A 22,816-nucleotide genomic window follows, 5' to 3' on the forward strand; every position below is an offset into this window, starting at 1 on the left:
GTTTAGGGGCGGTTCTGTGGTGTCCTGTCGCCAAAGGCCCGCCGTTGCCGGCGGGGCTCACGTCATTCGGCTACTTCACGATGAGGTTCGATTCATGAGCAAAACGCCCTACGTCCCGCCCAAAGTCTGGAAACACGAAGCGCCGTCCGGCGGCCAGTTCGCCAACATCAACCGCCCGGTGGCCGGGCCGACCCACGACAAGGCCCTGCCGGTGGGCAAGCATCCGCTGCAGCTGTATTCGCTGGCCACGCCCAACGGCGTGAAGGTCACCATCCTGCTCGAAGAACTGCTGGCCCTGGGGCACACGGGCGCTGAGTACGATGCCTGGCTGATCCGCATCGGCGAAGGCGATCAGTTCTCCAGCGGCTTCGTCGAGGTCAACCCGAACTCGAAGATCCCGGCGCTGCTGGACCGCAGCGTGGAACCGGCCATCCGCGTGTTCGAGTCCGGCTCGATCCTGCTGTACCTGGCGGAAAAGTTCGGCGCCCTGCTCCCCTCCGACCCGGCCGGCCGCACCGAAACCCTGAACTGGCTGTTCTGGCAAATGGGCTCGGCCCCCTACCTGGGCGGCGGCTTCGGCCACTTCTACGCCTATGCGCCGGAGAAGTTCGAATACCCGATCAACCGCTTCACCATGGAAGCCAAGCGCCAACTGGACGTGCTGGACCGCCGCCTCGGCGAAAGCGCCTACCTGGCCGGCGACACCTACACCATCGCCGACATCGCTGTCTGGCCGTGGTACGGGCAACTGGTGCGCAACAACGTCTACGCCGCCGCCGAATTCCTCAACGCGCAGCAATACACCCACGTGCTGCGCTGGGCGGAAGAGATCGCCAAGCGGCCGGCGGTGCAGCGCGGAATGCGCGTCAACCGCACCTGGGGCGACGAGGCGAGCCAGGTGCCGGAGCGGCATCGGGATGAGGATTTGGGGTGAGGACGCGGGGCATTTCTGATGGAACGGCCGGTCAAGCCAAAGCTTGACCGGCCGTTTTTGCTTTAGCGCACTTCACGTTCTCCGCTGTACCAGCTTTGCAGGCTCGCCTTATCGGCGTCGCCGAGCGACATGCACCACACGGCGTGGCAGCCGGCCTGAACATTGCCGGGTTCAACTCCGGTATCGCACTGGGCACGTGGCTGGGTGGCGTCACTGTCAGTACGGTCGGCGTTTCCTACACGGGGATTACTGGGGCAGTGATCTCTGCACTCGGTCTGGTTCTGCTGCTGGTTCTGATGGCCCGAGACCGAGGTGTCAACTATCGCTCTGTCGCTGGTGCAGCACATTAAGCAGGTACTGCTTTATCTGACGAAGCAAGAAATACGGTGATAGCTGCCATCACCGCGTCTGGATGTTCGCGGTGCGGCACATGTCCGCAATTCGCAAAAACCTGCAGGCTGGCGGGGCCGGATGCCTGTGCGCAGATACGCTCGGGATGCTGCTGTGAACCGTACTCGTCTTGATCGCCGTGCAGAGCAAGTAGAGGGCAGTGAACCTTGCTCAACTGCTTATCTAGATTCCACTGGCTAAAGGCATCTGCTGACCAGGTGTCGATCCAGGTGCGCAGCACCCACTCGGCTTTTTCGCCGTGATAGCGCCGAAGTTTCTCTAATTGCTCCGCGCTCGCGAATTGGCGCTCGGCGGCTCGGATGCCCGTCAAAGTAGCTGGCTCGACGAAGGCTTGGGCGGATTCGGTGATCAACCCGAGGCAGGCCTCTTTATAAGCCGCCGCACAGCCGACCGCCATGCCGCCACCTACGCTGTGCCCCATTAGCACGAACTGGTTCAGCTTGAGTTCGCGATAGAGGGCTCGAAAGCTGCCATGAGCCTCATCGTCGATAAAACTCAGGGGCAACTTTCCCGCAACGGCGTCAGAGCACCCGAAACCCAGCCGGTCGTAGGCGATCACTTGACGGCCACTGGCCTGAGCCAGGCGCTCAGGGAACGTGCGCCATAACGCCACGCAGCCCAGCGAATCATGGAGTAAAACGATTGGGGCGGCGCGCTCTTCAGAAGGACTCCAGCTCTGCGCGAATAGCCGACCGCGCGGGGTGTCTATCCGGTACTGCCGGGTATAGGTGCTCTGCATGGCCATGCTCCTTCACTGACTGAGTCGGTATGCCGAAGCGCTAAACAGCGCGATCCGGGTGTCACCGTTATCGGTAACCAGCACCTGGTAATGAGCGATCTTTCTGGAGCTGCCCATTAATGTCGCGGTAGCTGTCAAAACATCGCCCTGTACCCCATTCATATAGCGAACCTCGGCTTGCAGGCCGATGTACACCGCGCTGCCGGCGTTGCAGGCTGCGGCAAAGGCGATATCGGCCAGGGAGAAAATCAATCCGCCATGAATGCCACCTAATGCATTGCGGTGGTGTTCACCGAGGCGTATTTGGCACGCCGACTTCTCGAAGCCACTATGAAGCGACTCGACGCCGAGCAACTCGGCAAAGTAATCCTGTGTACCGCTGTTGAGTGCCTGCATCTTTACCTTCCTAGCGCCTAGCGGACTAATTTCCGATAGGCAGCAAAGGTATTCTTGAGGCATGGAAAAATCGGTACCCTAAAGGGATTATCGATAGTCCGATCAGGCCAGGTAACGAATGAAAAGGGTTGCAATCCTGTCGTACGACGGCTGCTGGGCCATGGGCGTTTTTTCCGTGACAGACTTTTTTCGGATAGTGGCGCTACTTGAGCAGCATCTTGGGCTGACACAACGCTATGCAGTCGACGTGCTTTCCGCCGACGGCGCTGCCGTTTACGCCGCAAGCGGCCATAAGATTCAGCCCGATGCCGCCATCACCGATACCGGTCACTATGACCTGCTGGTTATCCCGCCCATCGAGGGTGTGCGCCTTGCTGCCGGTTTCACCCCCGAACCCCATGTGCTTACGTGGCTGGCCGCTCGGCGCGAGGCCGGTACTCATTTATTAGCCATGACCACCGGGGTTTGCTTTTTGGCCGCTGCCGGTTTCGCGCAGCATCAGCTACTGGCTACACACTGGGCCTATGCCCGCCAGCTGAAAAAATGCTACCCGGCCAGCCAGTTCGTCACTCAGCAACCCTTCCTCCAGAGTGGCGGCATCTGGAGCACCGGAACCTTGAACGGCAGTTTCGATGCGTTACTGGAAATTCTCGCACAGGAGCGTGGCGACCAATTTTCGCAACTGTGCGCTACCCATCTGTTGGTCTCCGGGCCTGAACGCCTCAATCCCATCCTTCCAGGTCATCGCAATCATTGCGACGAGCTGATGTTAAGGCTACAGGGCTGGATTGAGCTGCATCACGCCAAAACGCTCACCATTGAACGCATGGCACGGGAAGTCGGCCTAGCCGAGCGTACGCTGAAACGCCGCTTCCAACAGGCGACCCAACTGTCCCCTAACCTCTACACCCAGAAAGTACGGATCGACAAAGCCAAGAAGCTGCTACTGGCCACCGATCTTTCCGTCAAGGCGATTGCCTATGAAGTGGGTTACGAGAACGTAAGCTTCTTTGTGCGACTGTTCAAAACCCATACGGAGCAAACACCAGCGCAGTGGCGCACGTGCAAGGTCGCAATCACGTCTTAGACGTACTCGATGGTGAGTGTTCTGAAGGGTAACTATTGGCCGGAAGCTGCCTGCCGTGGGGGCACCGGCCACCCAAAGCAGACAGATCGACCCAGAACTTGAGTCGATCTATCAATGCCGGTCAGAAACGCCAGTCCGCAGCGTGAACGACACGACAGAATGGGCCCGCCAGGGTTGCATTGTGATGAGCGACGATACTTTCAGCCTTCAAAGCGGGAGTGTCGGTGCAGGTATGACCATCGGCGATCAGCACTGCATCGAATCCTAGATCTCGTGCGGCGCGGCAGGTGCTATCGACACAATACTGGGTCTTCATTCCGGCAATAACCACGCCTTGGGAACCACAAGCCTTAAGTTGATCGGCCAGGTCAGTCATGGCGAAAGCGTTAGGTCGGCTTTTTTCGAAAATCACTTCGTCGCCCCTCAGCAACAGTTCCTCCACCAGTTGCGTCAACGGGCTTCCTGGTTCGATAGGCGAGCCGGGCGTCCCAACGTGGCGGGCAAGAAAAATTGGCGCGCCGGCGCTGCGGGCTTTATCCAACAGACTATTCAACGTGCTTAGCAGTGCCTCACCAGCCCATGGTTTTTCTGGGCCATGAAACAATCCGACCTGCATATCGAGAATCAACAGTGCATGCATAGTGCTTTTCCTTGCGTTTGGGCCAGCGACACAAGGGCAAAAGAAAAGGCCCTATCCATCACTGGCGGGCCTTTGAAGTTCGTGCATTATTGGCTCACGACACCTCTCACGACCCGCCTCGGGCGGTCGTGGTAGTGGTGGTCGAGGCAATACGTAGCTGATTCATAAGTGGGACAGTATCTGCACGGTGCCCGGTTGGCAAGGGAACAAGATCTAGGCGATGGCTACTTCTTGTATTGCTCGTAGGGGGCCGCTTCTGGCCGTTTGCTGCCCTCAACCACCGGCAGCCATGGGTCGAAAGATGTCTTTCGGTAAAGACATCGGGACGTCACTACACCCCGCACGAACCCGGTAGCAACGTGGAGATGGGAATCACCTGAGTCGTTGCGCATTTGATAGGTCATCGTCATTCTGGAGGCGACGATCTTTGAGGAAATTGAAGTGGACATTGACCGTCTTTTAAAAAAACGGCAACTGAACGTGCAAGAGCAAAATGCTCTTGTGGCCCACAGACTCATGGTAACCGCCAAAGCTTGGTTGGCCAGAGGGATTCCCCTCGCCTTAAGAAACTATGGTGAGTCGAAAGGCATTAGGTGGTCAGAAACCGTCGTACTAAATCTTGAAGTCGACTTTCCCGGTATGCCCAGCCTTTATGGTCTTCTGCTCACTCATGCAGAGCGGTTCATAGAGTTTGAAATTGATACCGATAACACTCATAGGTATGTGGAATCGGTAAGTCAATGGGAGGATATTTCTGCTAATCAGGACTACGCGTCCCGCAAGCGCGGCACTGGAAAAGGCTTCGCAGCAATTGCACTCCAGGTGAGGCGCGAACTTTTATGCGACTTGTAGGTATGAATCACGGTAGCTGAAATTATATTGTTGATCGGAAGCAGCTTTTGCGCCGATTACTCACGAAAATAGCGTCTGCTTTTGGCCGATAGCAGTCGTTAGTGAGCGATAGCTTCCGCCCAAAAGCAGACCTTTACCTTCTCTGCGGCACGAGAATGCTCCTGCAATCCCGCCGTGCTCAGGTGCAGGGAGAGCGCTTAAAAAGGGTCTCGTACAGATCAAAACGGCAATAGCTCGACGAGCAACCCCACCTCACCCCAACCTGACAACATCCACCGAAACCTCCCGAGCCACCTCCGCCCCCCGATTCTCCAGCCAGTGCGTGGTGTTCCTGTCCTCCGGCCAGCCGGCACCCGGCCCGTAGTCCGTGGCGATGCCGTTGCGGTGATCGGTGATCGTGCCTTGCAGAATGAACACCATGCCGGGCCTGTCCTTGTGGTCATGGACCGGGCCGAATACGCCGCCGGGTTCAATGGTCACCAGGCGCATGCGCAGTTGCCGCCCTGCCATGCCTTCGATCTCCGGGCCCAGGTCCAGGGCCGCCAGCAACTCCACGGTGACACCTTGGGTTTCCGGGGCCGTGTGTTCGCCGCTCATTTCGGTGTCCTCCGCAAAAAGACAGGGCCTCATCAGCAGTAGACACCTTGAAGGCCTTCAGCGGGCGATAAGCGACAACCGGTCAGACGGCCCAAGGCGCCGCAGGGACGAACTTCGACTCGATCCACTGCTTGAACGCGACCACCGTCGCACTGGGAAACCGCGCCGAAGGCCTGACCAGATAGACGCCGCCCGGCGTATCGAGCTGCCAGTCGGCGAGCACCTGGCGCAGCCTTCCGGCGGCGATGTCGCGGCTCATCAGCCAGTCGCCGGCGCCGAGGATGCCCTCGTCGGCGCAGGCCGCCGCCAGCAGGGATTCGCTGTCGTTGGCGGTCAGGTTGCCGCTGGGCGTCACGGTCTGGATTTCGTCGCCCCGGTGCAGGCGCCAGTGCGGAAAGGACGCGAGGCCGCTGAAGCGAAGGCAGTTGTGCCGGAGCAGGTCCTGGGGCGTTTCGGGCACGCCGTGCCGCTCCAGGTAGGCCGGTGAGGCGCAGAGTATCCGGCGGTGGTCGCACAGTTTTTTGGCGACCAGTCGGCTGTCTTCCAGCGCGCCGATGCGGATGGCCGCGTCGAACCCTTCGTCGATGATGTCCACCCGCCGTTCGCTGTAGTCGGCGTAGACCGAGACCTGCGGATACGCCTTGAGAAACGCCGGCAGCATCGGCCCCAGCCAACGCCGGCCCATGGCCGCCGGCAACGCGAGGCGCAAGGTGCCACGCACCTCACCCGCCGCCTCTGCCGTCTGTTGCTGCGCTTCCTCCAGCAGTTCGATGGCCGTGCGCAGGCGCTGTTCCAGCCGCAGGCCCGCCTCGGTGATGCGCACCTGTCGGGTGGAACGCTCGACCAACCGCACGCCCAAGCGCGCCTCCATGGCGGCGAGGCGTTTGGAGACCACCGTCGGGTGCCGTTGCAGCACCCGGCCGGCGCCGACGAACGAGCCTTGCGCGGCCACGGCCAGGAACGCCGCGACCTCGTCGCTGTGCTGATGACTCAGGACATCCAGATTCATGGCTTGAGAATGATCGCCCCCGATGATCGTCCGGACTCCAGGTCCGCGTGCGCCCGCGCCGCGTCGGCCAACGGGTAGGCCGCCCGGATGCGGGGCTTGATGATACCCGCCTCGACCGCCGCCAGCACATCCTGCGCCCGTGCCTGGTATTCGGCGTCGGTGGCCGTGTGCGCCGCGAGCGAAGGACGCGTCAGGAACAGGGAGCCCTTGGCGTTGAGCGTGGCCAGCTCCACCGCCGCCGGCACGCCGGACGACGCCCCGAACGACACCATCAGGCCGCGCGGGCGCAGGCTGTCCAACGACGCCTGGAAGGACACGCGCCCGATGGGGTCGTAGACCACGTCCACCTTCTGCCCGTCAGTGATGCGCGAGACCTGCGCCGCCAAGGTGTCCGGATCGAACACCAGCACCTCGTCGCAACCGGACGCCCGGGCCTTCTCGACACTGGCCTGCCTCGACACCACGCCGATCACCCTGGCGCCCAGGTGTTTCGCCCACGGCGCCATGATCTCGCCCAAACCGCCCGCCACGCCGTACAGCAGCACCGTGGTGCCCGGCCCCACCGGATACGTGGACTTGAGCAGGTACTGGGCCGTGATGCCCTTGAACAGCACGGCGGCGGCCTCATCGAAAGTCAGCGTGTCCGGGATCTTCACTAGCCGCTGTGCGGGAAACAACCGGGCCGAGGCGTAAGCGCCCAACGGGCCGGTGGCGTAGGCGACACGGTCGCCGACCTGCACAGTGCCGACGCCCTCGCCCACCGCCGCCACACGCCCGGCCCCTTCCAGGCCCAGCCCGGACGGCAGCGCAACGGGCACCGCGCCCTTGCGTTGGGTCACGTCGAGGTAGTTGACGCCGATGGCTTCCTGCCGGAGCCAGACCTCGCCGGGGCCGGGCGACAGCTCGTCGAGGGTGTCCAGGGTCAACACGTCGGGCGCGCCGGCCCGGTCAAAACGGATCGCTGAAACCATGGGGGTTTTCCTTGCTGTCAGAAGCGGTCTTCAAAGGGTGGGTCGAGTATGGGAATTCGCTTCTTCGCCAACAATGAGGCCTCTTGCAGATCATTACTGCACCCTTTACAGCAATCCAACAAACCGGACATTGACCTGAACCGGCCAAGCATCGAACATTCGCCGCGAACCTCTGAATGAAAGAAACGGGCATGAACCTCGAAAAAATCAAAGGACGATTGGCGTTCCTGCGCGAAGCAGAAAAGCTCAAAAGCGTGCTGCGCAGCGCCCATACCGCCGCCGGACGCCCGGAAAGCACCGCCGAACACAGTTGGCGCCTGTGCCTGATGGCCATTGCCTTCGAAGACGAGCTGACCGGCCTCGACCTCTCCAGAATCCTCAAGCTGTGCGTCATCCATGACCTGGGCGAAGCCATCAGCGGCGACATTCCCGCCATCAACAAGGTCTCGTTCCCCGACAAGAGCGAGCAGGAAAAGAACGACCTGCTGCTGTTGACCCAGGCACTGGACGCGCCCCTGCGGGACGACATCCTCGCGCTGTGGGACGACTACGAACACGGACGCTCCGCCGAGGCCCAGGCGGTGAAGGCGCTGGACAAGCTGGAGACGATCCTGCAGCACACCCAGGGCGCCAACCCGCCCGACTTCAACTACGCGTTCAACCTGACCTACGGCAAGCGCTACACCGACGCCACGCCGCTGTTTCAGACCCTGCGCGCCCTGATCGACCAGGACACCAAAGAACGGATCGGCATGAACCTCTCAATCCGCAAAGAACAGCCCCAAGACGTCGAGACCATCGCCCGCCTCACCGAAGCGGCGTTCCGCGACGCCGAGCACTCCAGCCACACCGAGCACTTCATCGTCGACGCCCTGCGCCGCGCCGGCCAATTGAGCCTGTCGTTGGTGGCGCAAGAAAACGGCGCGATCGTCGGCCATGTGGCCCTGTCGCCGGTCACGGTGTCGGACGGAGCCACGGGCTGGTACGGCCTCGGGCCGATTTCCGTGTGGCCGGAGCGTCACGGCCAGGGCATCGGCGCGGCGCTGATGAAAGCGGCCCTGAGCGGGCTGCGGGAACTGGGCGGCGCCGGTTGCGTGCTGCTGGGCGATCCCGGCTACTACGCACGTTTCGGCTTCAAGCCCCAACCGGGCCTCGAATTGCCGGGGGTTCCGGCCGAGTACTTCCAGGCGCTGGCGCTGGGCGACGCGGTGCCGACAGGCGTGGTGCGCTACCACGAGGCCTTCGACGCCACCGAATGAGCCCCCACCGGCAGCCCGGTCCCGCCGGGCTGCTACACTCTCGACGCCTTGCGTTATGTTCCGATGTGCTCCCCTGACTGTTCCCGCAGCGCTCGCCGTTCGGGTCGTCGTCCCCCCGTTTCGCCAACCGGAGGTGTCCCATGAGCAACAGTACCGAACTCTCGTCCTTCACCGGCTGGGCCGCCACCGCCGCCGGCGCGCCCCTTGAACGCTACAGCTACGATCCCGGCCCGTTGGGCGACGAAGACGTCGAAGTGGCCGTGGAATACTGCGGCGTCTGCCACTCCGACCAGTCGCTGATCGACAACGATTGGGGCATCAGCCAATACCCGTTCATTCCCGGCCATGAGGTGGTCGGCAAGATCGTGCGCACCGGCGCCCAGGTGCGTGGTCTTGAGGTCGGTCAGCGGGTCGGCATCGGCTGGTACAAGGGCAGTTGCATGCACTGCCCGTCCTGCATGGGCGGTTCCCATAACCTGTGCAGCACCGCCCGGCCCACCATCATCGGCAGCCACGGCGGGTTCGCCGACCGCGTGCGCAGTCACTGGGCCTGGGCCTTGAAGATTCCCGCAGGGCTCGACCCGGCGCTGGCCGGGCCGCTGTTCTGCGCCGGCTCCACGGTGTTCAACCCGCTGGTGGAGTTCGGCGTCAAACCCACCGACCGCGTGGGCGTGGTGGGGATCGGCGGGCTCGGTCACCTGGCGTTGCGCTTCCTCAATGCCTGGGGCTGCGAGGTCACGGCGTTCACCTCCTCCTTGAGCAAGCAGGACGAAGCCAAGCGCCTCGGCGCCCACAACGTGGTGGCCTCCACCGACAGCGCCGCGCTCAAGGCCATCGCCGGCACCCTGGACTTCCTGCTGGTCACCGCCAACGCCAACCTCGACTGGTCGGCGATGCTCGCCACGCTGCGCGGCCGGGGCCGTCTGCACTTTGTCGGCATCGTGCCCAGCGCGATTCCGGTGCATGTGTTCGAACTGATACCCCAGCAAAAGGTCCTGTCCGCCTCGCCGGTCGGCTCCCCCGCCGCCACTGCGACCATGCTGGAGTTCTGCGCCCGGCACCAGATCGTGCCGCAGGTCGAGCACTTCCCGATGAGCCGGGTCAACGAGGCCGTCGACCACTTGCGCAGCGGCAAGGCGCGGTATCGCATTGTGCTGGATGCGAGCCGGTGATCGGCAGGCCTTCAGGTAAGGCCTGCGCAGCGGCCCCAAAAATGGCGGAAGGCAGCCGGAGTCGAACCTGCCCGGGAACGGATGCCGTCCCCAACCGGGTTTGAAGCCCGGCCGCGCCACCGGGCGCGATTGCCTTCCTTTGAACTCAATGTGCGTCGGCGTTGGCCAAGGCGCTGTCGAAGCGGATTTGCCGGTGATCGCCCACCCGCCGGGTCAGGCCCAGGCGGTCGAAGTACTCAAGCACCTGAATGCTGCGCTTGCGCCCCAAGCCTAGCGCATCGCGGAACGCCGTGACCTGGATCTGCGGATTTTCTTCGCCCAGGCGCAGCAGCACCGCCGCCATCTGCCGGAGCGTGAGGTCGGTGACGAACAGGTCGCGCACCACCTGATGCATCAGCCCCAACCGCGCCAGTTTGCGCAGCAGCAAGCGCACGGCGGCATCGTCCCTGCACGTTGCCGTGGCCACGTCCCGCACCCACGGCGGATCGAACCCCGCTTGTTCGAACAGCGGTTGCAGAACTTGCCACAAGGTTTCGTCGTCGGCATTCAGGCGCACCTGATGGTCCGGCAGGTGCAGCCACGGGCCGCTGGCCGTGATCGAGCCGGCAGCGCGCAATTCGTCGAGCAGGCTGAGGAAGGTCGAACGCTCCAGCTCCAAGCCGCTGAAGCGCCGCAGGCGGTCGCGGTCGGGGCCCATCTGGTCAGGCTCCAGCTCATGCAGGCGGGCGAGCTTTTCCAGCAGGGTGAACTTGAGGATGCCCCAACGCTGGGCATTGAACAGCACCGGGCCTTGGCGGGTGTCGATCAACCGGACATTCTCCGGCAATGCCCAACCGGCCTGCGGACGGTTGAACTGACGCTCCAGCCATTGCGCCGCCAGCCCGCTGGCGCTGTGGTCGAGCAGCGCCGGCAAGGCCGCCTCCATCGTTTCGCTGCCGGCCAACGCCCGCAGTTGCGCCAGGCGCTCGGGGCTGCGCCGCTGGCGGGTCGGCGCGAACGGGTCGAGCACCTGTGCGCCGCCCAAGGTGCGCTGGGCGCTGGCGTCACGCAGGATCAACCGGTCGCCCTTGACCGCCTGCACCGGCGAGGCGGTCAGCAGTTGCGCGAACGTGCGCTCGCCGGGGCTCAACCGCGCCCCTTCCAGCAGCGCCACGCGGGCGATCACGTCTTGCGTGCCGACGTGCAGGTGCACCGGCTGAAAGTGCTCGAACGCGCGGGTTTCGTCGGGCAGCAGCCGCCATTCGATGTCCAGCCGCTGGGTCGGCGCATGCAGCCAGTCGGCCGACAGCCACTGGCCCCGGTGGATCTGCCCGAGTTCAAGGCGTTCGCCGCTCAGGTTCAAGGCCACCCGCTGGCCGGCGAAGGCGTGTTCGGCGGGTTGGTTCTGCGCATGCAGGCCGCGCACCCGCACCGTTTTGCCGGACGACCCGAGCACCAGCCTGTCGCCCACCGCCACCGTCCCCGACAGCGCCGTGCCGGTGACCACGATCCCCGCCCCGGCCACGCTGAACGCCCGGTCGACGGGCAGGCGAAAACCGCCCTCAAGGCTGCGGGCCTGCACTTCGCCCTGGGCCTGCAACAGTTGCTCACGCAGCGCCTCGACGCCCTGCCCGGTCACGCTCGACACCGCCACCATCGGCGCCTGGCTGAACGGCCCCGGCGCCAGCAGCGCCCTCACCTGCCGCCGCACCGCGTCCACCCTGGCCGGCTCGACCCGGTCCGCTTTGGTGATCGCCACCCGCGCACGGGGAATCCCGAGCAGCTCGACGATGGCCAGGTGTTCGCGGGTCTGGGGCATCACGCCGTCGTCCGCCGCCACCACCAGCAGCACCAGATCAATGCCTTGGGCCCCGGCCAGCATGTTGTGGGTGAATTTCTCGTGGCCCGGCACGTCGATGAAGCCGGTCAGCCCGGCGCCCGGCGCGAGCTCCGCGTACAGGTAACCCAAATCGATGGTCATGCCCCGCTCGCGCTCCTGCGGACGGCGGTCGCCGGCCTGGCCGGTGAGCGCCTGAAGCAGCGAGGTCTTGCCGTGGTCGATGTGCCCGGCGGTGCCGACGATCATTCGGGCACCTGCAGTCGCCCGAGCTGCGCCAGCCACGCCGGCTCGTCGTCCAGCTGCCGCAGGTCCAGCCACAAGGCATCGTCGTCGAGACGGCCTAGCACCGGCACCGGCAAACCACGCAGCGCCGCCTCCAGGTTCAGCAGGCTGCGCCCGCGCAGACGCTTCGACACCTGCGGGCGCGCGCACAACGCGGCGCTGGGCAGGCGTGCCACCGGTTGGCTGCCGCTGCCGATCATGCCCAGGGCCGGTTCGGCGCTGACCCGCCAGTTCGGCCCCAACGCCTGGGTCAGCGCCGGTAGCAGGCGTTCGGCCTGGGCCAAAATTTCCGGTTGCGGGCGAGTCAGCAGGCGCAGGCTCGGCAGGCGCTCGGCCAAGCGGTCCGGATCGCGGTACAAGCCGAGCACCGCCTCCAGCGCCGCCAAGGTCAGCTTGTCGACCCGCAGCGCCCGTTTCAGCGGGTTCTTCTTGATCTTCGCGATCAGCTCTTTGCGCCCGACGATGAGTCCCGCCTGGGGCCCGCCGAGCAGTTTGTCGCCGCTGAAGGTCACGATGTCCGCGCCGTCGAGCAAGGCCTGGCCCACGGTCGGCTCCGCCGGCAAACCCCAGCGGGTCAGGTCCAGCAGGCTGCCGCTGCCCAGGTCTTCGAGCAGCGGCAAGCCATGCCGGTGGGCCAGTTCCGCCAGTTCGGCGGTGGACACCCGGGCGGTGAACCCTTCGATGCTGTAGTTGCTCGCGTGCACCCGCATGATCAACCCGCTGCGCGGGCCGACCGCCGCTTCGTAGTCGCGGGCGTGGGTGCGGTTGGTGGTGCCGACCTCGTGCAGGCGCACGCCGGCGCGGGCCATGATGTCGGGGATGCGGAACGCGCCGCCGATCTCGATCAGTTCACCGCGGGAGATGATGCCTTCCTTGCGCGCCCCCAGGCTGTTGAGAGTCAGCAGGACAGCGGCGGCATTGTTGTTGACCACGGTCACGGCCTCGGCGCCGGTCAGCTCGCGGATCAGCCCTTCGATCAGGTCGTCGCGGTCGCCGCGCTTGCCGCTGGCCAGGTCGAATTCCAGGTTGAGCGGATAGCGCGCCGCGACCTGCACCGCCTCGATCGCTTCCTCCGGCAGCAAGGCGCGGCCCAGGTTGGTGTGCAGCACCGTGCCGGTCAGGTTGAACACCCGACGCACGTGGCTGCGCCGCTGCGCCGCCAGCCGTTCGGCGGCGCGCCCGGCCAACGCCTCGGGGCCGATCTCGATGGCCGCCAACTGCCCGCCCAGGACCTCGGGGCGCAGCTCATCCAGCAGTTGGCGCAGACAGGCCAGCAGCGCCTCCCGCCCGAAACGCTCGTTCAGCGGCCGGCAGGCGGGATGACGCAACAGGCTGTCGATGGAAGGCAAACGCGGGGCGACACTCACAGACATCCGGCTCTCCCGAAATCAACAGATCGTCGGGCCTGAGTGTAGACGCTGCCGTCATTCGTCTCCGGGGGCCAACAGCAGATTCGGCGCCAGCCGTTGATGGCCGTCCTGGGCCAGGCGCATGTCCAGCAGCAGGCTGGTCAGGTCCGCCGACAGCGCTTCGGCGTCGGGGTCGTTCTCCAGATAGACCAACTTGAGGTAGGTGTTGCAGGTGGGACACACCTCCGCCCGCAGCGGCGCCCGCTCCGCCGTGTGGCGGTCGTCCGCCAGGCTCATGTATTCCAGACCTTTGCTCTGTTCGCAGTACACGCACTTGACCCGCACCACATGCCATTCGCAGGCGCACAGCGAACACACCAGGTAACGCAGGCCGTTGTGCTTGCCGCGGTGGCGGATCACCCCGGCCATGGCCGGCGCGCCGCAGGCCGGGCATTGGCTGAGGCTGTCGCCGGGGGTCAGCCGCAGATCCGGCACGCTGAGCAGCCAATGGCTCCACGCCGCTTGCAGGGCCGCGCCCAGAAACGGCACCAGCGCCGCCGGCACCAGCGAATACTGGCCGCTGACCAGCGCCACCGCCCAGGCGCGGCGCTGGCCGGGGCTGGCCGTGCGCAAGGTGGCCACGGAGTCGACCACCGCCGCTTGTTCGGGCGCGTCATAGCGTTGCAGCAAGGCGTCCAGGTAAGCCTGCCAGGCGTCCTCGCGGACCAAGGTGTCGGCGGCGAACGGCGGCAAGCCGTGCTGACGGCACGTCTCCAGGCGCTGCGCATCGGGCGCCACCGCCAGCGGCGGATCGTCCAGCACCTGCTGCTGCACCCGGCACAGGCCGGCGATCAGCCGCAGATACGCGGCCAGCGGATGCCCCTCGGCCAGATGTTCCAGCCGCAGGGCGCGCAAGGTGAACAGATCGCGCGGCGGCAAATGCAGGAACGGCGGCGAACCGGCCGCCGCTTCGATTTCCCCGGGTTCCAGAATGGTCGGCAACGGTCAGCCCTTCTTGGTGATCGGCGGTTTCGGCGCAGGCTCGCCTTCCACCTCGCGAGCCCACAGCGCATGGTGCTTGCGGGCCCAGGCGCGGCTGACGCGGCCGTGCATCATCGCGTCCACCGAGCCCTTGATCCAGATCCCGGCATAGATGTGCACGATGATGCTCAGGATCAGCACGAACCCGGCCAGCGCGTGCAGCAGCATCGCCCAGCGGATCGTGGTGATGCCGAACCAGTGGCTGAAGTACGCCCGCCAGATCACCAGCCCCGTGAACAGCAACGCCAGCATGCACAGCAGTAAAGTCCAGAACAGCAGTTTCTGCCCGGCGTTGTACTTGCCCACCGGCGGCACGGCTTCTTCGTCGTTGACCAGCACCCGGTCGATGCGCCGCAGCCACTTCCAGTCGTTGTCGATGAAGAAGTTCGAACGCCAGAAGCGCAACACCAGCCCCAGGAAGAACACGAACATCAGCACGCCCATGAACGGATGCAGGATCCGCGTCCACGGCCCGCCGCCGAACAGGTTCGTCAGCCAGAACAATGCCGGGTGGAACAGCGCCAGCCCCGACAGCCCGGCCATGAAGAACAGGATCGCCACCAGCCAGTGATTGGTGCGCTGGTTGGCGGTGTAGCGCAGGATCGGTTTGTCGCTCATGGCCTGCCCTCCCCGCGGGGGTCGAAGGTGTGCACCGCCGGATCGACGACGTGCACCGAGGTGTCCGGCGGTTGCGGGTGTTCATCCTCTTCCGTGCGGTTGGGCCCGACGCGCACGTAATGGAAGAACCCGGCCAGCACCGCCGCGCCCATCGCCAGCAGGCCCAGCGGCTTGCTGATGCCTTTCCACAGCCCCACCAGCGGGCTGATCGCCGGAGCGTCCGGCAGGCCGGCGTACAGCCGCGGCGTGTCGGCGTGGTGCAGCACGTACATCACGTGGGTGCCGCCGACGCCTTCGGGGTCATACAGGCCGGCCTGGTCGAAGCCGCGGCTCTTGAGGTCGACGACGCGTTCGGCGGCGTGGACCTTCATGTCCTCCTTGCTGCCGAACACGATGGCCCCGGTCGGGCAGGTCTTCACGCAGGCCGGCTCCAGGCCCACGGCCACCCGGTCCGAACACAAGGTGCACTTGTAGGCCTTGTGGTCTTTCTGCGAGATGCGCGGGATGTTGAACGGGCAACCGGTGATGCAGTAGCCGCAGCCGATGCAGTGGTCCTGATCGAAATCGACGATGCCGTTGGCGTGCTTGATGATCGCGCCGGGGCTCGGGCACGCCGCCAGGCAGCCGGGCTCGGCGCAGTGCATGCAGCCGTCCTTGCGGATCAGCCATTCCAGGTTGCCGGCGTCGGTCTCGTGCTCGGTGAAGCGCATCAGCGTCCACGAGTCGGCGGTCAGGTCCTGGGGGTTGTCGTAGGTGCCGTGGTTGTGGCCCACCTCGTCGCGCAGCTCGTTCCATTCCGAGCACGCGACCTGGCAGGCCTTGCAGCCGATGCACTTGGTGGTGTCGATCAGCTTGGCGACCTCTTGCTGACCGCGCACCGACGGCGCCGGCGTGGTGGTGGCCGAGCGGGCGATGATGTCTTGGCTGGCCATTTACAGTTTCTCCACGTTGACCAGGAACGACTTGGATTCCGGGGTCTGGGTGTTGCCGTCGCCGAGGAACGGCACCAGCGTGTTGGTCAGGTAGCCGTGCCGCGTCAGGCCGGTGAAGCCCCAGTGCAGCGGAATGCCGATCTGGTGCACCACCTGGTTGTTGACCTGCAGCGGCCGGATCCGTTTGGTGACCACCGCCACCGCCTCGATGAACCCGCGCTTGCTGCTGACCCGTACCCGGTCGCCCGCGACGATGCCCTTCTCTTTGGCCAGCACCTCGCCGATCTCCACGAACTGCTCCGGCTGGACGATGGCGTTCAACCGGCAATGCTTGCTCCAGAAGTGGAAATGCTCGGTCAGCCGGTAGCTGGTGGCGGCGTACGGGAAGTCCTTGGCCTGGCCGAGGCTGTCCCACACCGAATCGAAGATCCGTGCCGCCGGGTTGCTGGTGGCTGTCTTGTTCTGCGGGTGCAGGGGGTTGATGCCGATCGGCGTCTCGAACGGCTCGTAGTGCTCGGGGAACGGGCCTTCGTTCATCTTGTCCACGGCGAAGAACCGCGCCACGCCTTCGGGGTTCATGATGAACGGATTCATCCCCGCTTCCGGCGGCACGTCGGCCTTGTAGTCCGGCACGTCGGTGCCGCCCCAGGCCTTGCCGTTCCACCACACCAGGCGCTTCTTCGGATCCCACGGTTTGCCTTGGGGGTCGGCGGAGGCGCGGTTGTAGAGGATCCGCCGGTTGGCCGGCCATGCCCAGGCCCAGCCCTGATGCTGATGCATGCCGTAAGGGTCGTTGTTGTCGCGCCGGGCCATCTGGTTGCCGGCCTCGGTCCAACTGCCGCAGAAGATCCAGCAGCCGGACGCGGTGCTGCCGTCGTCCTTGAGCTGGGCGAAGGCCGCCAGTTGCGCGTTGGCCTTGACCGCCAGGCCGCTGGCGTCGGTGAAGTCGGTGGTGGCGTAGCCGTTGACCTCCTTGGCGATTTCCTCCGGCGACGGCTCGTCGGCGATCTTGTACGGCCACGACAGTTTCAGGATCGGCTCGGCCCAGGCGCCGCCCTCGGCCTGATAGCGCTCGCGCAGGCGCAGGAACAGCCCGCTCATGATCTGCACGTCGGTGCGCGCCTCACCCGGTCCGTCGGCGCCTTTCCAGTGCCATTGCAGCCAGCGGCTGCTGTTGACCAGCGACCCGTCCTCCTCGGCGAAGCACGTGGTGGGCAGGCGGATGACCTCGGTCTGGATGTCGGCGGTCTTCACGTCGTTGTAGGGACCGGCGTTCTCCCAGAACTGCGAGGTCTCGGTGGCCAGCGGATCCATCACCACCAGCCACTTGAGCCGGGCCAGCGCCTTCATCACCCGGTTCTTGTCGGGCAGCGCGGCGATCGGGTTGAAGCCCTGGCACATGTAGCCGTTGACCTTGCCCTGGCCCATCAGGTCGAAGACCTTGAGGATGTCGTAGTTGGGGATGTCGAGCTTGGGCAGGTAGCTGTAGCCCCACTGGTTGTCGGCGGTGGCGTTGGCGCCGTACCAGGCCTTCATCAGGCTGACGTGGAACTTGCTGTAGTTCTGCCAGTAGGACAGTTGCCCAGGCCGCAGCGGTTTCTGCGTGCGTTTGGCGATGAAGGCGTTGTAGTCCTGCTCGGCGTCCAGCGGCAGGGTCAGGTAGCCCGGCAGCGAGTTGGACAGCAGGCCCAGGTCGGTCAGGCCCTGGATGTTGGAGTGCCCGCGCAAGGCGTTGACCCCGCCGCCCGGCATGCCGACGTTGCCCAGCAGCAACTGCACCATCGCCGCGCTGCGGATGATCTGCGAACCGATGGAGTGCTGCGTCCAGCCCAGCGCATACAGGATGGTCATGGTCTTGCCCGGTTGCGAGCAGGTGGCGATCTCCTCCCAGATCTTCTTCATGGCCTCGACCGGCATGCCGCAGATCTGGCTGGCCAGGTCGAGGGTGTAGCGGCTGTAGTGGCCCTTCATCAATTGATAGACGCAACGCGGATCCTGCAGGGTCGGATCGACCTTGGCGAAGCCGTCCTCGCCCAGTTCGTAGCCCCAGGTGGACTTGTCGGTGTAGCTGCGCTTGGCCGCGTCGTAGCCGGTGAACAGGCCGTCCTCGAAGCCGAAGCCGGCCTTCACGATGAAGGACAGGTCGGTGTAGTTGCGCACGTATTCGTGCTGGATCTTGTCCTCGGTCAGCAGGTAATTGATCAGCCCGCCCATGAAGGCGATGTCGGTGCCGGTGCGGATCGGCGCGTAATAGTCGGCCACCGACGCGGTGCGGGTGAACCTGGGGTCGACCACGATCAGCCGCGCGGCGTTGTGCGCCTTGGCTTCGGTCACCCACTTGAAGCCGCACGGATGCGCTTCGGCGGAATTGCCGCCCATCACCAGGATCAGGTTCGCGTTGGCGATGTCGGTCCAGGTGTTGGTCATGGCTCCACGGCCGTACGTCGGGGCAAGACTTGCCACCGTCGGGCCGTGTCAGACACGCGCCTGGTTGTCGAACCCCAGCATGCCGAGGCTGCGCACCACCTTATGGGTGATGTAGCCCGCTTCGTTGGACGCCGCCGACGCCGCGAGGAACCCGGTGGTGAGCCAGCGGTTCACCGTCTGGCCCTGGGCGTTGCGCTCGGTGAAGTTGGCGTCGCGGTCGGCCTTCATCAGGTCGGCCACGCGGTCCAGCGCCTCGTCCCAGGAGATCCGCGTCCACTCGTTGGAACCCGGCTTGCGTACCTGCGGGTACTGCAGGCGGCCCGGGCTGTGGATGAAGTCCAGCAGGCCGGCGCCCTTGGGGCACAGGGTGCCGCGGTTGACCGGGTGGTCGGCGTCGCCCTCGATGTGGATGATGTTCTGCGCCACGTTCTTGCCGGCGTCGCCCTGGCTGTACATGATCAGCCCGCACCCGACCGAGCAGTACGGGCAGGTGTTGCGGGTCTCATGGGTGTGGGCGAGCTTGAAGTGGCGAACCTGCTCGGCGAAGGCCGGCGTCGGGGCCATGCCCAACGCGCCCAGGCTCGAGCCTGCAAGGCCGATGCCGGCGACCTTGAAGAACTGACGACGGCTGAGATCCATCGTGAACTCCTGATCAGGTGAAACCCGGTACGTTGCCGGGCAGTTCTGGACAATCACGGTTGCGGCAGACGCACTGCCGATCCTTTCACTCTAGCCAACGAACCGACAGCCGGCACGCCAACCGACCGTCGGTGGCACGCCGTCATCCGCCGATGCCCCTTGCGGGAGCAACTGCCCTGCCCTGGGCCGGTGGTGTCCGGGCTGACGCCATCGCCTGCGGGCTGGCTCCTACAGGGGAATGTGTGTGCAACCCGGAACGCGCAGTCATTCGCCAATACCTTTGCGGGAGCCAACCTGACGGCGATGGCGACCTGACTGACACAGCGCGATGACCGCCCGGTCGCGCAAGGGCAGGCAGTGGCTTATCATGGCGCCCATCAACGACCCCGCCTTCACGAGACCCCGCATGACTTTCGATTTTGATCAGGTATTCGACCGCCACGACACCGGCAGCACCAAGTGGAGCCGCTATTCGGCCGACGTGCTGCCGATGTGGGTCGCTGACATGGATTTCGCCGCGCCGCCGGTGGTCATCGAAGCGTTGCAGCAACGCCTGCTCCACCCGCTGGTGGGCTACAGCGTGGCCCAGGACAACCTGCGCCAGGCCATCGTCGCCGACCTCTGGGCCAAGTACGCCTGGCGCGTGCAGCCCCAGGAGCTGGTGTTCCTGCCGGGCGTGGAATCGGGCTTCAACATGGCGCTCAAGGCGCTGGTGCAGCCGCAGCAGAACGTCGTGGTGCAAACGCCGAACTACCCGCCGCTGCGCCACGCGCCGGGCCACTGGGGCCTGAACAAGGTCGAACTGGAATTCCTCGCGCAGGACGACGGCACCTACGCCACCCCGCTGGACGCCCTGCGCCAGGCCCTCGACGGCGGCGGCGCGCTGCTGCTGAGCAACCCGCACAACCCGATCGGCAAGGTCTTCGCCCGTGAGGAGCTGCAAGCGGTGGCCGACCTCTGCGTCCAGCAGGACGCCTGGATCATCTCCGACGAAATCCACGCCGAGCTGTGCTACGACGGCCGCGTGCACATTCCGACCGCCTCCCTCGGCGCCGACATCGCCAAACGCACCATCACCCTGATGTCGGCCAGCAAGGCCTACAACATCGCCGGGCTGAAGACCTCGTTCATGATCATCCAGGACGCCGCCCTGCGCGAGCGGGTCAACCACGCCCGCTGCGGCATGGTCGACAGCGTCAACCCGCTGGGCATGGAAGCCACCCGCGTGGCCTACAGCGAGGCCGGGCCATGGCTCAAGGCGCTGAAACAGTACCTGCAAGCCAACCGCGATTACCTGGTCGAAGCGGTGCGCAGCCGTCTGCCGGGCGTGTCGATCAACGTGCCGCAAGGCACTTACCTGGCCTGGCTCGACTGCTCGGCGCTGGACCTGGGCGACCCGCAGCGGTTTTTCCTCGAACACGCCAAGGTCGGCCTGAGCACCGGATCGGACTTCGGCGACCACAGCCAACCGTTCGTGCGCCTGAACTTCGGCTGCCCGCGCTCGATGCTCGAAGAAGGCATCGCCCGCATGGAACGCAGCCTGGCGCAGCGAAGCGGCGCCTAAACCGCAAAACTGTAGGAGCTTGCCTGCAAGCGATGACGCCGGCATTGCCGACATCGGTAGCGACTGCCCCACCGCCATCGCCAGCAGGCTGGCTCCCACAAAGAATCAGATACTTGCACGCCGCAGAACCTGTAGGAGCTTGCCTGCAAGCGATGACGCCGGCATTGCCAACATCGGTGGCGACTGCCCCACCGCCATCGCCAGCAGGCTGGCTCCCACAAAGAATCAGATACTTGCACGCCGCAGAACCTGTAGGAGCTTGCCTGCAAGCGATGACGCCGGCATTGCCGACATCGGTGGCGACTGCCCCACCGCCATCGCCAGCAGGCTGGCTCCTACAAAGGGCCGGGAGGCGTTCGGAATCGGTGGTCGCCGCAGAACTCTGTGGGAGCGGGCTTGCCCGCGATAGCGTCAGACGGGTCGCCGCAACATCCGGAAATGAGTAACATGGCCGCCCGTCCCCGCAGCCCGTCTGCGCCCTGCCGAATAAGCCGATTCCATGCCCTTCGATCTCAGCGTTGACCTCACCACCCTGGCCATCCTGGCCCTCGTCGCGTTCATTGCCGGTTTCATCGACGCCATCGCCGGCGGCGGCGGCCTGTTGACCACCCCGGCCCTGCTCACCGCCGGCCTGCCGCCGCACCTGGTGCTGGGCACCAACAAGCTGAGCTCGACTTTCGGCTCGGCCACCGCCAGCTTCACCTTCTACCGGCGCAAGCTGTTCCACCCAAGGCAATGGATGCACGCGATCGTCGGCACCCTGGTCGGCGCGCTGACCGGTGCCATCGTCGCCCACTACCTGCCGGCGGAATGGCTGAACAAGATGCTGCCGGTGATCGTGTTCGCCTGCGGCCTGTACCTGCTGTTCGGCGGCACGCCGAAGGCGCCGCTGGACAGCGACGCGCCGATCAAGAAGACCTGGCAAGGCCCGCAAGGCTTCAGCCTGGGCTTCTACGACGGCGTGGCCGGCCCCGGCACCGGCGCGTTCTGGACGGTGAGCAGCCTGCTGCTCTACCCCATCGACCTGGTCAAGGCCAGCGGTGTGGCGCGCAGCATGAACTTCGTCAGCAACATCGCGGCGCTGGCGGTGTTCGTGTTCTCCGGGCAAGTGGACTGGATCATCGGCCTGTGCATGGGCCTGTCGGTGATGGTCGGCGCGTTCTTCGGGGCGCGCACCGCGATCAGCGGCGGCGCCAAGTTCATCCGTCCGGTGTTCATCACCGTAGTGCTGGGGCTGACCGTGCGGCTAGCCTGGCAGCACTGGTTCAGCGTGGCCTAAGCGGCGGGCCACGTAGACGTCGATCAAATAACGTGCAATCGATTTTGACGCCGGCAACGGCGGCAGATCGTGCACGTTGAACCACTGGGCGTCTTCGATTTCGTCTTCCTGGCAGACAATCTCGCCACCGGCATATTCGGCATGGAAACCCAGCATCATCGAGTGCGGGAACGGCCAGCACTGGCTGCCCATGTACCGAATGTTCTTCACTTCGATGCTGACTTCTTCACGCACTTCGCGAATCAGGCAATCCTCGGCCGACTCCCCAGGCTCCGCAAACCCGGCCAGCGTGCTGTAGACCCCGGTGACGAAACGCGGTGAGCGCGCCAGCAGCACTTCATCGCCCCGGGTCACCAGCACGATCATGCTCGGCGAAATGCGCGGATAGCTGCGCAGGTCGCAAGGCCGGCAGTACATCGCCCGCTCCCGCGGCACCTGGGTCATGGCCTGACCGCAGTTGCCGCAGAACCGGTGCTCGCGGGCCCAGGTGCCGATCTGCGCCGCATAGCCCAGCACCTTGTAGACGGTGTGGTCGCCGTCGAGCATGAACGCCCGCAGCCCCTTCCAGGCGCAGCCCGGCACCTCGCTGTGGCTGCGCAGCTCCAGCAGGTACACCGGCTCGCCGTCGAGGTGGCCGATGCCGTGCTCGGCGAGGATCGCCAGATCCTGGCGCTTGAGCCATTCCCGGGGGAACAGCGCGCCGTTGTCATCGAACAGGAAGCCCTCGGGGCTGCGTGCCACGGCCCAGCCGCCCGGCAAGTCGGTGTCCAGTACTGCAGTGGTCCAGCGAGATGTCATG

The 22,816-nt window shown here is 65.1% G+C and carries 20 protein-coding genes, 1 tRNA gene and 1 pseudogene; 8 read left to right on the plus strand and 14 right to left on the minus strand.

Going from position 1 to position 22,816, the window contains the following annotated elements:
- Nucleotides 1–94: 94 nt before the first annotated feature.
- A complete protein-coding gene (gene yghU, locus KVG96_RS11285) occupies nucleotides 95–934 on the plus strand; it encodes a glutathione-dependent disulfide-bond oxidoreductase (protein ID WP_217892135.1) in 840 nt (279 codons plus the stop codon).
- Between the two features lie 346 nt (nucleotides 935–1,280).
- Here yghU and KVG96_RS11290 read toward each other — a convergent pair whose 3' ends face one another.
- Nucleotides 1,281–2,084 (minus strand): alpha/beta fold hydrolase, encoded by an 804-nt coding sequence (locus KVG96_RS11290; protein WP_217892136.1) that lies wholly within the window; start codon nucleotides 2,082–2,084, stop codon nucleotides 1,281–1,283.
- A gap of 12 nt (nucleotides 2,085–2,096) precedes the next feature.
- Entirely contained in the window at nucleotides 2,097–2,480 is a 384-nt protein-coding gene (locus KVG96_RS11295) for a PaaI family thioesterase (RefSeq protein WP_217892137.1), read from the minus strand.
- A 118-nt stretch (nucleotides 2,481–2,598) separates the two neighbouring features.
- Here KVG96_RS11295 and KVG96_RS11300 point away from each other — a divergent pair, with 118 nt between their 5' ends.
- Nucleotides 2,599–3,567: a GlxA family transcriptional regulator gene (locus KVG96_RS11300; RefSeq protein ID WP_217892138.1), complete on the plus strand. Its 969-nt coding sequence runs from the start codon at nucleotides 2,599–2,601 to the stop codon at nucleotides 3,565–3,567.
- 121 nt (nucleotides 3,568–3,688) lie between these two features.
- Here the strand turns inward: KVG96_RS11300 and KVG96_RS11305 are convergent, their stop codons facing one another.
- On the minus strand, nucleotides 3,689–4,207 hold the full coding sequence (locus tag KVG96_RS11305) for a cysteine hydrolase family protein (protein ID WP_217892139.1): 519 nt from the start codon (nucleotides 4,205–4,207) through the stop codon (nucleotides 3,689–3,691).
- Nucleotides 4,208–4,648: 441 nt separating this feature from the next.
- On the opposite strand from KVG96_RS11305, the gene KVG96_RS11310 reads away from it, so the two are divergent.
- Nucleotides 4,649–5,059, plus strand: a complete 411-nt coding sequence (locus KVG96_RS11310) for a hypothetical protein (protein ID WP_217892140.1) — start codon at nucleotides 4,649–4,651, stop codon at nucleotides 5,057–5,059.
- A gap of 252 nt (nucleotides 5,060–5,311) precedes the next feature.
- Here KVG96_RS11310 and KVG96_RS11315 read toward each other — a convergent pair whose 3' ends face one another.
- The 3 genes from KVG96_RS11315 to KVG96_RS11325 all read right to left on the minus strand — a co-directional run bounded on the left by KVG96_RS11315 (nucleotide 5,312) and on the right by KVG96_RS11325 (nucleotide 7,636).
- Complete coding sequence (locus KVG96_RS11315; protein WP_217892141.1) at nucleotides 5,312–5,656, minus strand: cupin domain-containing protein; 345 nt, start codon at nucleotides 5,654–5,656, stop codon at nucleotides 5,312–5,314.
- Nucleotides 5,657–5,738: 82 nt separating this feature from the next.
- Nucleotides 5,739–6,665: a LysR family transcriptional regulator gene (locus tag KVG96_RS11320; RefSeq protein WP_217892142.1), complete on the minus strand. Its 927-nt coding sequence runs from the start codon at nucleotides 6,663–6,665 to the stop codon at nucleotides 5,739–5,741.
- Entirely contained in the window at nucleotides 6,662–7,636 is a 975-nt protein-coding gene (locus KVG96_RS11325; RefSeq protein WP_217892143.1) for a quinone oxidoreductase family protein, read from the minus strand. Before KVG96_RS11325 ends, KVG96_RS11320 begins: the two co-directional genes overlap by 4 nt.
- A 191-nt stretch (nucleotides 7,637–7,827) precedes the next feature.
- Here KVG96_RS11325 and KVG96_RS27600 point away from each other — a divergent pair.
- The 3 genes and pseudogenes from KVG96_RS27600 to ahr form a co-directional block, all read left to right on the plus strand.
- A pseudogene (locus KVG96_RS27600) lies at nucleotides 7,828–8,385 on the plus strand (HD domain-containing protein); the annotation flags it as partial.
- A 3-nt stretch (nucleotides 8,386–8,388) separates the two neighbouring features.
- Nucleotides 8,389–8,895 carry a GNAT family N-acetyltransferase gene (locus KVG96_RS27605; RefSeq protein ID WP_264082378.1) on the plus strand — a complete coding sequence of 169 codons (507 nt, stop codon included), beginning with the start codon at nucleotides 8,389–8,391 and terminating at the stop codon, nucleotides 8,893–8,895.
- Nucleotides 8,896–9,035: 140 nt separating this feature from the next.
- On the plus strand, nucleotides 9,036–10,067 hold the full coding sequence (gene ahr, locus KVG96_RS11335) for an NADPH-dependent aldehyde reductase Ahr (protein ID WP_217892145.1): 1,032 nt from the start codon (nucleotides 9,036–9,038) through the stop codon (nucleotides 10,065–10,067).
- 42 nt (nucleotides 10,068–10,109) lie between these two features.
- Here the strand turns inward: ahr and KVG96_RS11340 are convergent.
- From KVG96_RS11340 to fdnG, 7 genes are all read right to left on the minus strand, one after another.
- Nucleotides 10,110–10,205, minus strand: a tRNA-Sec gene (locus tag KVG96_RS11340).
- Nucleotides 10,206–10,212: 7 nt separating this feature from the next.
- A complete protein-coding gene (gene selB / locus KVG96_RS11345; protein ID WP_217892146.1) occupies nucleotides 10,213–12,132 on the minus strand; it encodes a selenocysteine-specific translation elongation factor in 1,920 nt (639 codons plus the stop codon).
- Entirely contained in the window at nucleotides 12,129–13,541 is a 1,413-nt protein-coding gene (gene selA / locus KVG96_RS11350; protein WP_217892147.1) for an L-seryl-tRNA(Sec) selenium transferase, read from the minus strand. Before selA ends, selB begins: the two co-directional genes overlap by 4 nt.
- Nucleotides 13,542–13,592: 51 nt before the next feature.
- A complete protein-coding gene (fdhE, locus tag KVG96_RS11355; protein WP_217892148.1) occupies nucleotides 13,593–14,519 on the minus strand; it encodes a formate dehydrogenase accessory protein FdhE in 927 nt (308 codons plus the stop codon).
- Between the two features lie 3 nt (nucleotides 14,520–14,522).
- Entirely contained in the window at nucleotides 14,523–15,176 is a 654-nt protein-coding gene (locus KVG96_RS11360) for a formate dehydrogenase subunit gamma (protein ID WP_217892149.1), read from the minus strand.
- Nucleotides 15,173–16,108 (minus strand): formate dehydrogenase subunit beta, encoded by a 936-nt coding sequence (gene fdxH, locus KVG96_RS11365; protein WP_217892150.1) that lies wholly within the window; start codon nucleotides 16,106–16,108, stop codon nucleotides 15,173–15,175. Before fdxH ends, KVG96_RS11360 begins: the two co-directional genes overlap by 4 nt.
- Nucleotides 16,109–19,174 (minus strand): formate dehydrogenase-N subunit alpha, encoded by a 3,066-nt coding sequence (gene fdnG, locus KVG96_RS11370; protein WP_217892151.1) that lies wholly within the window; start codon nucleotides 19,172–19,174, stop codon nucleotides 16,109–16,111.
- A gap of 406 nt (nucleotides 19,175–19,580) precedes the next feature.
- Here fdnG and KVG96_RS11375 point away from each other — a divergent pair, with 406 nt between their 5' ends.
- Together KVG96_RS11375 and KVG96_RS11380 are read left to right on the plus strand one after the other, a co-directional pair.
- Nucleotides 19,581–20,738 (plus strand): MalY/PatB family protein, encoded by a 1,158-nt coding sequence (locus tag KVG96_RS11375; protein ID WP_217892152.1) that lies wholly within the window; start codon nucleotides 19,581–19,583, stop codon nucleotides 20,736–20,738.
- Nucleotides 20,739–21,237: 499 nt separating this feature from the next.
- Nucleotides 21,238–22,017, plus strand: a complete 780-nt coding sequence (locus KVG96_RS11380) for a TSUP family transporter (protein ID WP_217892153.1) — start codon at nucleotides 21,238–21,240, stop codon at nucleotides 22,015–22,017.
- Here KVG96_RS11380 and nudC read toward each other — a convergent pair.
- Nucleotides 21,985–22,815, minus strand: coding sequence for an NAD(+) diphosphatase (nudC, locus tag KVG96_RS11385; protein WP_217892154.1), 831 nt, complete (start codon nucleotides 22,813–22,815; stop codon nucleotides 21,985–21,987). The two genes, KVG96_RS11380 and nudC, sit on opposite strands and share 33 nt — an antisense overlap.
- Between the last annotated feature and the right edge of the window lies 1 nt (nucleotide 22,816).

It is taken from the genome of Pseudomonas ekonensis (genome assembly GCF_019145435.1).
Lineage (GTDB): Bacteria > Pseudomonadota > Gammaproteobacteria > Pseudomonadales > Pseudomonadaceae > Aquipseudomonas > Aquipseudomonas ekonensis.